The sequence below is a fragment of the Streptomyces luteolifulvus genome, from assembly GCF_008806595.1.
Classification (GTDB): Bacteria; Actinomycetota; Actinomycetes; order Streptomycetales; family Streptomycetaceae; genus Streptomyces; species Streptomyces luteolifulvus.
The window spans coordinates 1-13,969 of sequence record NZ_VZRB01000075.1; the positions used below are offsets into that span (position 1 = coordinate 1).

Here is a 13,969-nt window from a genome sequence, read left to right on the forward strand (position 1 = left end):
GACGGGGTATCAACATATCTGGCGTTGATTTTTGGCACGCTGTTGAGTTCTCAAGGAACGGACGCTTCCTTCGTACTCACCCGAGACCATCTCTCAGGTTTTCCTCCGGGCGCTTCCCTTCGGTCTTACGTTTCCGACTCTATCAGATCCTTTCAGGCCTGACTCCCAGTCAGCGGGATTTGTCCTCGCGGCCGTTGGGCCGTTCCGACGTTTCAAACCTTAGCGGATCCTCTCGGCAGTTCCTAATCGAGGTGCCAAGCCCCAAGGGAATAATTCGGGCACACCGAATTCACCCCGTGGGGAGATCGTGCTGATGGTTTGAAATGCCGCTGGTGCGGCGGGAGGTGTCGCCCGGAGAACCGCATAGCTCCGCGGCAACCCGAAGAACTCTACGGATCCCGCCAAGGCCTGTCAAGCAGCGCCTGTCAAGATCTTTTCGTGCGGTCTCAGTCGAGATCGCTGAGGCGTCCGCCGGCATCCGGCTGCGCGTACTCCACCCTGCGCAGGAGGCGGGTGAGGACGTCGCCGAGCGTGGTCCGTTCCTCCGGGGACAGGTCCTGGAGCAGGTCCTCCTCGAAGACCGTGGCCAGCCTCATCGCCTCCAGCCACTTCTCGCGGCCCTCGACGGTCAGCTCCACGATCACACGGACGCGGTTGGACTCGTCGCGCTCCCGGGTGACCAGACCCTCGGCGACCATGCGGTCGATCCGGTGGGTCATCGCGGCCGGCGTGAGGCCGAGGCGCTTGGCGAGCTCGCTGGGGCCCATGCGGTAGGGGGCGCCGGAGAGGACAAGGGCCTTGAGGACCTCCCACTCGGCGTTGCTGATGCCGAGGGCGGCGGTCTGACGGCCGTAGGCGACGTTCATACGGCGGTTCAGACGGGAGAGCGCCGAGACGATCTGCTCGACCTGGGGGTCGAGGTCCTGGAACTCGCGCTGGTAGGCGGCGATCTGCTCTTCGAGTGTCGGTTCACCGACCGTGCCGGGGGTGTCGCCCATGAACGAAGTATCGCATGACCCTGCTTGGCCTTGAAGTCCTTCTATGTATACTCTTTAGGTTCGAACTTTAGCTTCGAACTCTTCAGACCTAACTACTTGAGAGAGGTGAACGTGACTAGGGCGATGGGCGCAGCGATGCGCCGGATCCACGTGGGTAACGCACTCAGCGCGTTCGGGCTCGGCTTCACCGTCCCCTACCTGTACGTCTATGTGGCGCAGGTGCGGGGACTGGGAGCCATGACGGCGGGTCTCGTGCTCGCCGTCTTCGCCGTGGCCGCGCTCGTCGTGCTGCCGTTCGCCGGGCGGGCCATCGTCCGGCGGGGGCCGCTTCCGGTGCTGCTCGCCGCTCTGGTCACTGCCGCGATCGGCTCGCTGAGCCTGGGCCTGGCGAGCAGCGCGGCCGCCGTGCTGCTGTCCGCGGCCGCGCTCGGGGCGGGGCAGGCCGTGATGCAGCCGGCGCTGGCGACGACGATCGTCGACTGCTCGACCGCCGACACGCGCTCGCGTGCGTTCGCCATGCAGTTCTTCCTGCAGAACCTCGGACTCGGCGTCGGCGGACTCATCGGCGGGCATCTGGTCGACACCAACAGCGCCGCGTCGTTCACGCTGCTGTTCGCGATCGAGGCGGCGATGTTCCTGGTGCTGGTCGTGGTGATGGCGACGGTGCGGATGCCGCACTCGCCGCGGATCGAGGACGCGCCGGGGCGGTCGGGCCGGGGCAGCAGGAAGCAGCTGATGGGCAATCGGGCCATGGTGCAGCTGTGTGTGCTGGGGTTCGTGCTGTTCTTCGCCTGCTACGGGCAGTTCGAATCGGGGCTGAGTGCGTACGGTGTCGAGGCGGCCGGGATCTCGACGTCCGCTCTGGGTACGGCGCTCGCCGCGAACACGGCGATGATCGTGGTCGCGCAGTTCGCCGTGCTGAAGTTCGTGGAGCGGCGCAGGCGGTCGCGGGTGATCGCGGCGGTCGGGCTGCTCTGGGCCGTGGCGTGGGGCGTGGCCGGGTACGCCGGGCTCGGGCACGGCAGCCGGGAGATGGCGACGGCGGCGTTCGTGTCGACGTATGCGCTGTTCGGGCTGGGTGAGGCGATGCTGTCGCCGACGGTTGCGCCGTTGGTCGCGGATCTTGCGCCCGAGGGGATGGCGGGGCAGTACAACTCCGCGTTCGCGCTGGTGAAGCAGCTTGCGTTGGCTGTGGGGCCGGCAGTGGGCGGGCCGATGGGGGCCTCGCTGCATGCGCCGTATGTCGTGACGTTTCTGTTGTTCTCGCTGGGGATCAGTGTGCTTGCGGTGCGGCTGGGGCGGCGGCTTACTCCGGCTCAGGATCAGCCGTGGGCGGCGAAGAGCCGGGTGGTGGCGCAGGGTCGTGCGTCGGCGGCGGGGCACGCTCGGGCGCACGCCTGAGTTCTCTCGCCCCCGCCGCCCCCACCCGTCCCATCCCCAGGGGCTCCGCCCCTTCGACCCCGCCAGGGGGCTCTGCCCCCTGGACCCCCGCTCCTCAAACGCCGGAGGGGCTGAAAGGCGTCAAACCCCGGAGGCTGAAGACAACGCCCGCCTCTCGGCCAAGCGAGTCACTTCACCCCCGGCAGCACGAACTCGCACCACACCGCCTTCCCGCCCCCCGGTGTCCTGCGGGAGCCCCACGCCGAGGCGATCGTGGCGACGATGGCGATGCCTCGGCCCGACTCGTCCCCCGGTTCCGCGCGGCGGCGCCGGGGCAGGTGGTCGTCGCCGTCCGTGACCTCGATGATCAGACGGCGGTCGGTGCGCCGCAGGCGCAGCCGCATGGGCGGGGTGCCGTGCTGGAGGGAGTTGGCGACCAGCTCGCTCGCGGCGAGGACGCCCAGGTCGTGCAGGTCGGGCGGGAAGCGCCAGCTGGTCAGCACGCCGGAGGCGAACGCACGCGCGCGTGGGGCCGCCTCCACACCGCCGAGGAGTTCCAGCGCCGCGTTGCGGAAGAGGTCGCCGTCCGGGCCCGTACGGGCGGGGTGCTGGAGGACGAGGACGGCCACGTCGTCGTCGTGGTCCGCCGTCACTCCGGCGGAACGCACCAGGCGGTCGCAGATCACCTGGGGCGTGCCCGTGGCGCCCGCCAGCGCTGCCTCCAGTGCCGCGATGCCCTCGTCCAGGTCCTCGTTCCTGCGCTCCACCAGGCCGTCCGTGTAGAGGACCGCCGTCGAACCCGGGCCCAGTGCGATCGAGCCTGACGAGTGGATCCAGCCGCCGGTGCCCAGGGGCGGGCCGGTGGGTTCGTCGGCGCGCTGGACTGCTCCGTTCTCGTCGCGGACGAGGATCGGCAGATGGCCGGCGGAGGCGTACACGAGCCGGCCCTCGTTGGGGTCGTGGACGGCGTACACGCAGGTGGCGATCTGGTTGGCGTCGATCTCGGTGGCCAGGCCGTCGAGGAGCTGGAGCACCTCGTGCGGGGGGAGGTCCAGGCGGGCGTACGCCCTGACCGCCGTACGGAGCTGGCCCATGACCGCGGCGGCGCGGACGCCTCTGCCCATGACGTCGCCGATGACGAGTGCCGTGCGGCCGCCGCCGAGTGTGATCACGTCGTACCAGTCGCCGCCGACCGCGGCTTCCGTGCCGCCCGGCTGGTATGTGGCGGCGATACGCAGGTCGTCCGGTTGTTCGAGTTCCTGGGGGAGCAGGGAGCGCTGGAGCGTGACCGCGGTTTCGCGCTGGCGGCGCTCGCTGGCTCTGAGGCGTTCGGCGGCCTCGGCGTGGTCGGTGACGTCGGTGGCGAACACGAGAACGGCACGTCCGCCGCAGGCGCCGTCGGTGACCGGGGTGCAGGTGAAGCTGTAGGAGCGGCCGCCGGGCGCTTTGCGGGACTTGATCGTGCGGAGCTTGCCGCTGCGCAGCACCTGGTCCAGGAGCGGGAGCAGGCCGAGTTCGTCGAGTTCCGGGAGCGCGTCGCGTGCCGGGGCGCCGATCGGACGGGCGCCGAAGGCCGCGACATAGGCGTCGTTGACGTAGGCGAGGCGGTGGTCGGGGCCGTGGACGAGGGCGACGAGGGCGGGGACGCGGTCGAGGACCTCGCGCACGGGCAGTTCGTCGAGGGCGGGCACGGCGGGTGCCTCACCGGTCGGTCGCTCTGCGCGGGCCGCGGGTACGGAGCCGTCCCCGAGCCGGTCCGGGGGGACCGGGTGTTCGGTCCGCGCTGCCGCGCGGCGCTGCGTTCCGGGGAGCCGGGCGCTCCAGCGCGTGAAGTTCACGAATCCTTGCCTCGTGTCGTTGTCTTCGGCGTTTTCGGCGTTCTCGGCGTTCTCGGCGTTCTCGGCGTTCTCGGCGTCTTCGGCCGGCTCCGGGCCCGGCCGAGGGACCGGGGAGTGGCGCCACCGGGGGTGCAGCACAGTGGGGAAAGCCTGGGGGAAAGCCTGTTGGTACGAATGGGTTTGAAGGATGTCGAAGGGTGTCGAAGGGTTCGAATCGGTTTGAAGGGCGGACGGGGCCCGTCCTTCGCCTTGGCCGGGGGGCCGGGTACCAGTCTGGCAGTCCGGCCGACCGGGCCGACATCCGTCAGACGCCTTCCCCGCTCGTGGAGTTCCGCGGTCCGGTCAGGACGACCCCTTCGGGTCGGTACGAGGCTTTCCACCGGCCGCGAGTTCGAACTCCGCACGGGGATGTTCGAGTGAACCGAGGGAGACGATCTCCCTCTTGAAAAGCCCCGACAGGGTCCATTCGGCGAGCACGCGGGCCTTGCGGTTGAAGGTGGGCACCCGGCTGAGGTGGTAGACGCGGTGCATGAACCAGGCGGGGTAGCCCTTCAGCTTGCGCCCGTAGAGGTGCGCGACGCCTTCGTGCAGGCCCAGGGAGGCCACCGAGCCGACGTATTTGTGCGCGTACGTCTCAAGGGGTTCGCCGCGCAGGGAGTGCACGATGTTGTCGCCGAGGACGCGCGCCTGGCGCACCGCGTGCTGGGCGTTGGGCGCGGTCTCCTTGCCGGGCTCCTCGGCGGTGACGTCGGGGACGGCGGCGGCGTCTCCCGCGGCCCACGCGTGCGTGACGCCTTCGACGGTCAGCTCGGGGGTGCATTTCAGCCGACCGCGTTCGGTGAGGGGCAGGTCGGTGGCGGCGAGGAGCGGATGGGATTTCACGCCGGCCGTCCACACGAGCGTACGTGTCGGGAAGCGGGAGCCGTCGCTGAGGACGGCCACGCGGTCCGCGCAGGAGTCGAGACGGGTGTTCAGGCGTACGTCGATGTTGCGGCGGCGCAGTTCGGTGACCGTGTAGCGGCCCATCTCCTCGCCGACCTCGGGCAGGATGCGGTCCGAGGCCTCGACGAGGATCCACTTCATGTCCTCGGCCTTGATGTTGTGGTAGTAGCGCGTGGTGTAGCGGGCCATGTCCTCGAGCTCGGCGAGCGCCTCCACACCGGCGAATCCGCCCCCCACGAAAACGAAGGTGAGGGCCGCGTCCCGGATGGCGGGGTCGCGGGTGGAGGAGGCGATGTCCATCTGCTCGATGACGTGGTTGCGCAGGCCGATGGCCTCCTCGACGGTCCTGAAGCCGATGCCGTGCTCGGCGAGGCCGGGGATGGGCAGGGTGCGTGAGATCGAGCCGGGCGCGAGGACCAGTTCGTCGTACGTGATCTGCTGCGGGCCCGTTCCCTCCTCCTCCGTGGCGAGGGTGGTGAGGGTGGCCGTGCGCTTGGCGTGGTCGATGGACCGCGCCTCGCCGATGACGATCCGGCACTGGCCGAGGACACGGCGCAGCGGTACGACGACATGGCGGGGGGAGATGGCACCGGCCGCCGCCTCGGGAAGGAACGGCTGATAGGTCATGTAGGGGTCGGGTGTGACCACCGTGATCTCGGCCTCGCCCCGCCTGAGTTCCTGTTTCAGCTTCTGCTGCAGACGCAGGGCCGTGTACATCCCGACGTAGCCACCGCCGACAACGAGAATGCGCGCACGTTCCTTCACCATCCCATGACGCACCCGGCGCTCGCGTTTGTCCACAGCCCCGGCAATTTGTGTGACCACTGGTTCGCCGCCGCCATGGTTGGCCGAATTGTCCGAGTACCGGCAATGAGCGCAGGTCAGCGGGTGTGTGAGGAGGATCGGGAGGGGGATCAATCGGGATGTATACGACCCGTAGTCCGATCGGGGGGCGCTCCGTGCGGAACCTGCCCCTTCTGAATTGACCCTCACTCAACTATGTTCGTGTGTCGACGGGGTGTAGGGGGATGCGCCTTCGGGTCCGCGACGGGCGGGCCCGTGAACCGGCCTGTTCCGCGAGCTCCGGCTTTCAATGGCGGGGAGTGTCTCCGGGGGGAGACGTCATTACCGGGGGAACGCTTATGCACATTCAGGACTCTCATTGGTCGTCCGCGTCTGCCATCGCACCCGGTGGCGGGGCGTTGGGCGGACCGATGACAGGACCGGTGAGCGCGGCGGGCAACGGACGCGGGGATTCGCGGACGGCGCCGCTGCGCGTGGACGCACAGCGCAATCTGGAGCATGTACTGCGTGCGGCGCGCGAGGTCTTCGGCGAGCTGGGCTACGGCGCGCCGATGGAGGACGTGGCGCGGCGCGCGCGGGTCGGCGTCGGCACGGTGTACCGACGCTTCCCGAGCAAGGACGTCCTGGTGCGGCGCATAGCCGAGGAGGAGACCTCCCGGCTGACCGACCAGGCGCGTGCGGCGCTCGGGCAGGAGGACGAGCCGTGGTCGGCGCTGTCGCGCTTTCTGCGGACGTCGGTGGCCTCCGGGGCCGGGCGGCTGCTGCCGCCGCAGGTGCTGAGGGTCGGGGTCCTGGAGGAGGCGGCCGGGAGCGCCGACGGTTCGGTGTTCGAGGAGACACGTGTGCCGCCTCAGCGGCTCCGGCCGGCTACCGGCGAACTGCGGCTGGTGCCGGAGCAGTCCTCGTCGTCGTCCGCGGACGACGACGAGGGTGCGGCGGCGCTGCTCGAGGTGGTGGGCCAGCTCGTGGAGCGGGCGCGCGCGGCGGGCGAGCTGCGGGCCGATGTCTCGGTGGCGGACGTGCTGCTGGTGATAGCCACCGCGGCGCCCTCGCTGCCGGACGCGGCACAGCAGGCGGCGGCTTCGGCGCGGCTGCTGGACATCCTGCTGGAGGGGCTGCGGTCCCGGCCGGCCTGAGCCGGTTGGTCAACCTTGGCTGACGCGTGACTCGAAGAGGTGACTGTGAGGCGTGGGCGCTGCGTCGCCCTCGCCTCGGCCTCACCCCGTGAGCCCTGCAGATATCTCGGGCAGTCGGCTCAACTTTCCTTCACCGAAGGTGAGTTGACCTGTATCCGGACAGGTGACGGCCGGTCCCGCGCGACGGCGATACATCACGGACAAGTACACGATTCGTACTGCACTGCCCTGAACAAAAGCCAATATGGCACTCTGACCCGGTGTTCGGGACTGGTTGGGCAGGCGGCGGGGGCTTTCCGCGATGAGCGTTGACGGGCGGGACGAGTCACACGGTGACGGCGACGCGGAGGCACGGGGGCCCGCGTCGCCACAGGTGCCGAGTCAGGGAGGCCGCGCGGGCTTTCCGCAGGGCGGCGAACTCCCGGAGGGCGGCGGCATTCCGGCGCAGGGCGGCGAGCCCGTCGAGGCCGGCATCCCCGCACAGGGCGGCGAACCCGTGGAGGGCACCGTCCCGGCCCAGCGCGACCGGCGCGACGACGGCGTCCTGCCCCCGCTGTGGGAGGGTGCGCCGTCCGACGCCGACCTGATCGCGCGCATGCGGGCGGGCGACGACTCGGCCTACGAGGAGCTGTACCGGCGCCACGCGGCCGCAGTTCGCCGGTACGCGCGCACCTGCTGCCGTGACGCCCACACCGCGGACGACCTCACCGCCGAGGTCTTCGCCCGCATGCTCCAGGCGGTACGCGGCGGCGCGGGCCCCGAACAGGCCGTACGCGCCTACCTGCTCACCACCGTCCGCCGCGTCGCCGCCGGCTGGACGAAGTCCGCGAAACGGGAGCATCTCGTCGACGACTTCGCGGTGTTCGCCGCGCAGTCCGAGCGCGGGCCCCAGGTGTCCGACGACGGTGCACAGGGCCTCGGCGCGGACGTACGCGCGATGCACGAGGCCGAGCGGTCCCTCGCCATGCAGGCCTTCCGCTCGCTGCCCGAGCGCTGGCAGGCCGTGCTGTGGCACACCGAGGTCGAGGACGAGTCGCCGAGCGAGGTCGCCACGCTCTTCGGACTCGACGCCAACGGCACGCGCGTGCTCGCCAGCCGCGCCCGCGAGGGACTCAAGCAGGCCTACCTCCAGGCCCATGTCAGCGCCTCCCTCGCCGGCGACCGGGAGTGCGCCCGCTACGCCGACCGGCTCGGCGCCTACGCCCGCGGCAGCCTGCGCTCCCGCGCCGAACGGGGACTGCGCAAGCACCTGGACGAGTGCGTCAAGTGCCGGCTGGCCGCGGGCCAGATCAAGGAAGTCGCCGGCGGTATCCCCGCCGTCGTACCGGTCGCGGTCATCGGCTGGCTCGGTGCCACCGGGTACGCCAAGGTGCTGGGGCTCATCGCCGGCTCCGCCGGCGCGGGGGTTGCCGGCGCCGTGGCTGCGACCAGTGGCACGGGGGCGGCCGGCGGGGGAGCAGTCGGTGGCGGCGGGGCGGGTGCCGGTGGCGGTGCGGCGGCCTCTGAGGGGCTGGGTGCCGCCGTGAAGGCCGGTGTCGCCGCCGGTGTGGTCGCCGTGGGCGTCGCGGCGGTGGTGGTGATCGCGCTCGGCGCCGGTGAAGGGGGCGCTGACCGACCCGACGCCAAGCCGCCCGTGTCCTCGCCGGTCGTGCAGCCGGCCCAGGACACCCCCACTCCCACGCCGACGCAGAGCGAATCCGAGCCGAACCCGCCCGCGATCGCGGCAGGGCCCGGCGACACCCCGGCCGTGACGGACACTCAGCCGTCCGCACCGGCCCCGACGGCACCACACGGGACACCACCGGATCAGCCGACCGGAACGGCGCCCACCGCTAGGCCCACCGCGGCGCCCACGCAGGCCCCGGAGCCCAGCTCGACACCCACCTCCGAGCCGACCTCGAAGCCGACGCCCACGCCGACCCCGACTCCCCCGCCCGTTCCGGTCGTCTACCCGTTGAGCGAGCTGGACTACGACGTCCACGGCGACGGAACCCGGCCCGAGATCCGGCTTCGCGCGAGCAGCTGGCTGTGGCAGCGGTACGGCATGTCGATCGCCGGCCGGCCGTATGCGAACGGCGCGACCGTGCACGGCGAGTCCTCCGTGACCGTCGACCTCAACCGCCGGTGCTCCTCCTACGACGCGCTGGTCGGCATCGACGACCTCACCCTGAAGCCCGGCAAGGCGCACTTCTCCGTCTACGCCGACGGAGTACGGCTGTGGAAGTCCGGCCTGCTCAAGAGCGGGGAGTCGGCCCAGCCCGTCCATGTGAGCCTTGCCGGCCGCAGGACCGTACGGCTGGTGGTGGAGCCGCACGGCCACCTCGGCAAGCTGACCCTCGCGGACTGGGCCGAGGCGAAGTTCACCTGCACATAGGGCCGCTGGGGGCTCCGCCCCCGGACCCCCGGCCTTCGCCGACCCACCACCCGGCTCGGTCGGCCAGGAAATGTGCCGACGGCGGGCGGCCCCCTACGACCCCGTCCCGCCCACCTGCCGTACCCGCACCACCGCGCCGCCGGAGGCGCCCGTTCCCAGCATCCCGTTCTGCGGGGTGATGCCCGCCGGTACCGCACGCGCGCGTGCGGGTGTGCCCGTCCAGCAGGTTCCCCTGCGCGCCAGCAGCCGGCCGAGCCACAGCTCCAGGGACACCAGGTCCGCGAGGCCGTCCAGGGGCAGGGACTCGCCCTCGGCCGCCGCCCGCACGGCCTTGCGGACCACACGTGCCTCCACCAGGCCTGCCTGCGCGAGCAGCGGCGTGCCGAACAGGTCCATCAGGGAGTCCGCGGCCACCCGCAGCCCGGTCCGCGCGGCTGCGGCCGCCCCGTGGGACGGGGTGCCCCAACCGGGCGGGAGGTCGCCGACCCCGGCGCCCTCCAGAACGGAGCGCAGGATGTCGGCCCGTGCGCCGGGCTGGACGCGCAGGGCTTCCGGGAGCTCGCGGCAGGCCCGGACGACCTGGTTGTCGAGGAACGGAGCGTGCAGTCGCTGGAAGCGGATCTCGGCGGCCTGCTCCAGCACACGCAGGTCCGCCGCATGCCTCGCCAGTGCCGCACGCGCGCGGAAGTCGCCCGGCCGCTGCCCCGGGCCGACCCCGGAGCGATGGGTCGCCCCCTGCAGGCGAACCGATACTTCAGCGAGTGCCTCCCCGGTCAGCCAGCGCGCTGCCGGCCCGGGTCTGGCCCAGGTGAGCGACGCGAGGGAGGCCTCGACCGCGCCTCCCGGTTCGTCGAAGAGGCGGTGCAGCAGCCGGTCGGCGAGAACGTCCAGGCCGGCCCGGTACGGGGTGCGGGCCAGCCGCCGGGCCGCGCCGTACACGCGCGCGGGGACCAGCACCGAGCCGTCCGCCTTGGCCAGCGCGGCGACGGGGCGCACGAGGTGGCGCCGCTTGCGGTCCATCAACAGGTCCGCCAGGCGGGCCGGGTGCGCGTCCAGCACCTGACGGGCGCCGTGGCCCGTGAAGTGGTCCGCACTGCCGGACGCGAGCCGCACGCGGTGCCGGGCCGCCGTCACCAGGCACGGGCCGGGCTCGTCGGTGAGCGGGCCGTCCAGGTCGGCGTACGGGAGCGTGTCCTCGCCGCCGGTCACCACGACGTGGTGCAGACGGGGGTTGGCGGCGAGGGACCCCGCCCGCTCCAGCTCGGCCTCCCGGCCGCCGACGGCCAGGTCGTTGAAGGTCACGGCGAGCAGCCGCTCGCCCGCGCCGGTGCCGTGGCCCAGGACGGTCCCCGGCATCCCAGGCAGTCCGGCGGCCAGCAGCGCCAGCGTCGCCGACGCCGGTCCTCCCGACAGGTCGGCGCCGATCCCCGGCACCGGCATCCCGCGCGCGGCGCGCCGCTCGGCGGGCCCCATGCCGGGCACGGGACCGGGGTCGATGTCGGCGCCGGGGACGTGCCGCGGGGCCGACAGCCGGGCGCGGACCGCCTCGACCAGCGCGTCGCGCACCGCGTCGACCGCGCTGGCCGGGTCGGCTGAGGGCGCCGCCACGGCGAGGGAGGCGACCGGCTCGTACCCGGCGATCTCTCGCGCCCCGGCGCGCAGGATCAGCGCGTGCCCCGGCGGAATGCGCCGTACGCCGTCGTAGGGGGTGGAGTCGTGCAGCGCGGCCGGGACGTCGGGGGCCGCGAGCAGCGCGGCGAGGTGTCCGAAGTCGAGGTTGGCCTCGATGAGGTCCGCGAGCGGCAGCGCGGCCGTCGCATAGGCGGTGCCGCCGGCCCAGGGGGTGTAGAACACCGGGCGCGCGCCCGCGAGATCGCCGCAGACGGTGATGCGGCGGCCCACCTGGACGACGGCCGTGTAGCTGCCCGGCCAGGCCGTGAGATGCCGAAGTGCCCCTCCGCGCGCGGCGACCAGTCCGAGGCGCAGCTGCTCGTCCGTCGCCCCGCAGATGCCGAGGACGGCGATCCGGTTCTGCGCGTCGGCCTTGACGACCCGCACCTCGTCGGGGCGCCAGTCGCCGACCGCCCACAGCGGGTCGGGGTCGCCCCACAGGAGTTGGGAACCCACCGGGTGCACGGTCTCACCGTCGTGTCCGGTGGCCCCCGCGGCGCCGATCTCGGCGGCCCCCGCGGCGGTGCTGCTCCATCCCACCAACCACCGCATCGACGCCTCCACAGGCTGTGGACATCCAGGGCACGGTACGAACTCGGCACCATGCTGCCATGAAGGAGGCGTCACAGAGGGACGACGGAGCCGCTTCCGCTCCGGGGAATGCGCCCCCGGGAACGCCCCGGTGCCACGGCGAACCCCGGGGCGGGGCAAGCAAAGTGGGCGGGAAAGCGAGCGGGACGGCGAGTGGCGGCGGGGAAGGGCTGCGACCTGAATGCGCCCCCGGTTCGCTCCCCCTAAACCCCTAACGCGCCCTCAAGTTCCATGGTGGGAGGGCTGATCGCCCGCGAAGAGCTGGGTCGATTTTCAGCCAAATCGGCGGCGGCGGGACAGCGGTGCACACGCTCCGTACATGCTCCGCCCGCCGCACGGCCGACGCGCAGCCCGGGAGGCGGAGTCCGCCCCCCGGACCGTTCCGCCGCCCGCGGGGATGGAGGCGGCGGTGTCCCCCAGCCCACTGGATCCAGTACAGCGGGCCGACCCACGCAGGCCCATCGAAGCGCTCTCCAGGTGGCCGGAGAAGAGCGCACGGACGGGCGCACGGACCCACGGCGGGAGCACGCCGCAACGCACCGTCGCGGGCCCGCACTTGAGTACGGACCACAATCCCGCCATCCGGAAGAATGCCTCTTAACGCAAGGGATGCGGCGAACTACGCTGGGTTTACGAATGCCGCGTGGTTATGCCAGCGCGGCAGCCGTCTGTGTCGAGGGGTGGCGCATGTCCAGGGAGCAACGCGGGCCGAACGAAAAACTCGGCGCCGTTCTCGCCCTCGCGGGAATCAGCAACGCAGGACTCGCACGACGCGTCAACGACCTTGGTGCTCAACGCGGGTTGACTCTTCGCTACGACAAGACGTCGGTGGCGCGCTGGGTGTCGAAGGGCATGGTGCCGCAGGGCGCCGCGCCGCACCTCATCGCCGCCGCGATAGGGCAGAAGCTCGGCCGCCCGGTGCCGCTCCACGAGATCGGCCTGGCGGACGCGGACCCGGCCCCCGAAGTGGGCCTCGCCTTCCCCAGGGACGTCGGCCAGGCCGTGCGCTCGGCGACGGAGCTGTACCGGCTCGACCTCGCCGGACGCCGGGCCGGCTCCGGCGGCATCTGGCAGTCGCTCGCCGGATCATTCGCGGTGAGCGCATACGCAACGCCCGCCTCACGGTGGCTGATAACCCCGGCCGACAGCTCGGTGGCGCGCGAGGCGAACCCGTCCGAGGGCTCCGGCGCACCGCTCAAAGTCGGCCACAGCGATGTGCAGAAGCTGCGGGAGGCAGCGGAGGACGCCAGGCGCTGGGACTCCAAGTACGGAGGCGGCGACTGGCGTTCGTCGATGGTGCCGGAGTGCTTGAGGGTGGAAGCCGCCCCCTTGCTGCTCGGCTCCTACTCCGACGAGGTCGGCCGGGCCCTGTTCGGCGCCTCCGCCGAGCTCACCCGCCTCGCCGGCTGGATGGCCTTCGACACGGGCCAGCAGGAGGCCGCCCAGCGCTACTACATCCAGGCCCTGCGTCTAGCGCGTGCAGCCGCCGACGTGCCCCTCGGGGGGTACGTCCTGGCGTCGATGTCCTTGCAGGCGACCTACCGCGGCTTCGGCGACGAGGGGGTCGACCTCGCGCAGGCCGCCCTGGAACGCAACCGCGGCCTGGCCACCTCGCGCACCATGAGCTTCTTCCGCCTCGTCGAGGCACGCGCGCACGCGCGCGCGGGGGACGCCCAGGCGGCCGGTGCGGCCCTGAAGGCGGCCGAGGGGTGGCTGGAGCGGTCCCGCGAGGGCGACAACGACCCGTCCTGGCTCGGCTTCTACTCGTACGACCGTTTCGCCGCGGACGCCGCGGAGTGCTACCGCGATCTGAAGGCTCCGCGCCAGGTGCGCCGCTTCACGGAGCAGGCGCTGTCGAAGCCGACGGAGGAGTTCGTGCGCTCGCACGGGCTTCGGCTCGTCGTGTCGGCGGTCGCCGAGCTGGAGTCGGGCAATCTGGACGCGGCGTGCGAGCAGGGGGTGCGGGCGGTGGAGGTTGCGGGGCGGATCTCGTCGGCGCGTACGACCGAGTATGTGAAGGATCTCCTTCATCGGCTGGAGCCGTACGGTGATGAACCGCGGGTGGTGGAGCTGCGGGAGCGGGCACGGCCCCTTCTGATGACTCCCGCCTAGAAGGCTGCTGAAAATCTTTTGCGTTCTGGCCCCAGACCGGGTGGTCCGGGGCCAGTCTTGTGAGCATGCAGGGGGAATGGGCCGGGGAGATGGTCGGGCCGGATGTGTGGGAGACCTGCCGGG

The 13,969-nt window shown here is 71.9% G+C and carries 8 protein-coding genes; 4 read left to right on the forward strand and 4 right to left on the reverse strand.

Going from position 1 to position 13,969, the window contains the following annotated elements:
• Nucleotides 1–446 precede the first annotated feature (446 nt).
• Nucleotides 447–998: a MarR family winged helix-turn-helix transcriptional regulator gene (locus F7R91_RS41235; protein ID WP_150958938.1), complete on the reverse strand. Its 552-nt coding sequence runs from the start codon at nt 996–998 to the stop codon at nt 447–449.
• Between the two features lie 123 nt (nt 999–1,121).
• Here F7R91_RS41235 and F7R91_RS41240 point away from each other — a divergent pair, with 123 nt between their 5' ends.
• The gene (locus F7R91_RS41240; protein ID WP_191971889.1) at nt 1,122–2,399 is read left to right on the forward strand and encodes an MFS transporter; all 1,278 of its coding nucleotides are present in this window, start codon (nt 1,122–1,124) and stop codon (nt 2,397–2,399) included.
• A 167-nt stretch (nt 2,400–2,566) separates the two neighbouring features.
• Here F7R91_RS41240 and F7R91_RS41245 read toward each other — a convergent pair whose 3' ends face one another.
• A complete protein-coding gene (locus tag F7R91_RS41245; RefSeq protein WP_150958953.1) occupies nt 2,567–4,216 on the reverse strand; it encodes an ATP-binding SpoIIE family protein phosphatase in 1,650 nt (549 codons plus the stop codon).
• Between the two features lie 342 nt (nt 4,217–4,558).
• A complete protein-coding gene (locus F7R91_RS41250; protein ID WP_150958940.1) occupies nt 4,559–5,926 on the reverse strand; it encodes an NAD(P)/FAD-dependent oxidoreductase in 1,368 nt (455 codons plus the stop codon).
• Between the two features lie 374 nt (nt 5,927–6,300).
• Here F7R91_RS41250 and F7R91_RS41255 point away from each other — a divergent pair, with 374 nt between their 5' ends.
• Nucleotides 6,301–7,098: a TetR/AcrR family transcriptional regulator gene (locus F7R91_RS41255; RefSeq protein WP_150958942.1), complete on the forward strand. Its 798-nt coding sequence runs from the start codon at nt 6,301–6,303 to the stop codon at nt 7,096–7,098.
• A gap of 301 nt (nt 7,099–7,399) precedes the next feature.
• Nucleotides 7,400–9,472: a sigma-70 family RNA polymerase sigma factor gene (locus F7R91_RS41260; protein ID WP_150958944.1), complete on the forward strand. Its 2,073-nt coding sequence runs from the start codon at nt 7,400–7,402 to the stop codon at nt 9,470–9,472.
• Between the two features lie 93 nt (nt 9,473–9,565).
• Here F7R91_RS41260 and F7R91_RS41265 read toward each other — a convergent pair whose 3' ends face one another.
• Nucleotides 9,566–11,695, reverse strand: coding sequence for an asparagine synthase-related protein (locus F7R91_RS41265; protein WP_150958946.1), 2,130 nt, complete (start codon nt 11,693–11,695; stop codon nt 9,566–9,568).
• A 726-nt stretch (nt 11,696–12,421) separates the two neighbouring features.
• Here F7R91_RS41265 and F7R91_RS41270 point away from each other — a divergent pair.
• Entirely contained in the window at nt 12,422–13,846 is a 1,425-nt protein-coding gene (locus tag F7R91_RS41270) for an MFS transporter (protein ID WP_150958948.1), read from the forward strand.
• Nucleotides 13,847–13,969 lie beyond the last annotated feature (123 nt).

Excerpts from the sequence above, each read along its gene's own strand:
- F7R91_RS41270 (WP_150958948.1), top strand. The coding sequence starts at position 12,422 with ATGTCCAGGGAGCAACGCGGGCCGAACGAAAAACTCGGCGCCGTTCTC.
- F7R91_RS41235 (WP_150958938.1), bottom strand. The coding sequence starts at position 998 with ATGGGCGACACCCCCGGCACGGTCGGTGAACCGACACTCGAAGAGCAG.
- F7R91_RS41250 (WP_150958940.1), bottom strand. The coding sequence starts at position 5,926 with ATGGTGAAGGAACGTGCGCGCATTCTCGTTGTCGGCGGTGGCTACGTC.
- F7R91_RS41265 (WP_150958946.1), bottom strand. The coding sequence starts at position 11,695 with ATGCGGTGGTTGGTGGGATGGAGCAGCACCGCCGCGGGGGCCGCCGAG.
- F7R91_RS41255 (WP_150958942.1), top strand. The coding sequence starts at position 6,301 with ATGCACATTCAGGACTCTCATTGGTCGTCCGCGTCTGCCATCGCACCC.
- F7R91_RS41260 (WP_150958944.1), top strand. The coding sequence starts at position 7,400 with ATGAGCGTTGACGGGCGGGACGAGTCACACGGTGACGGCGACGCGGAG.
- F7R91_RS41240 (WP_191971889.1), top strand. The coding sequence starts at position 1,122 with ATGGGCGCAGCGATGCGCCGGATCCACGTGGGTAACGCACTCAGCGCG.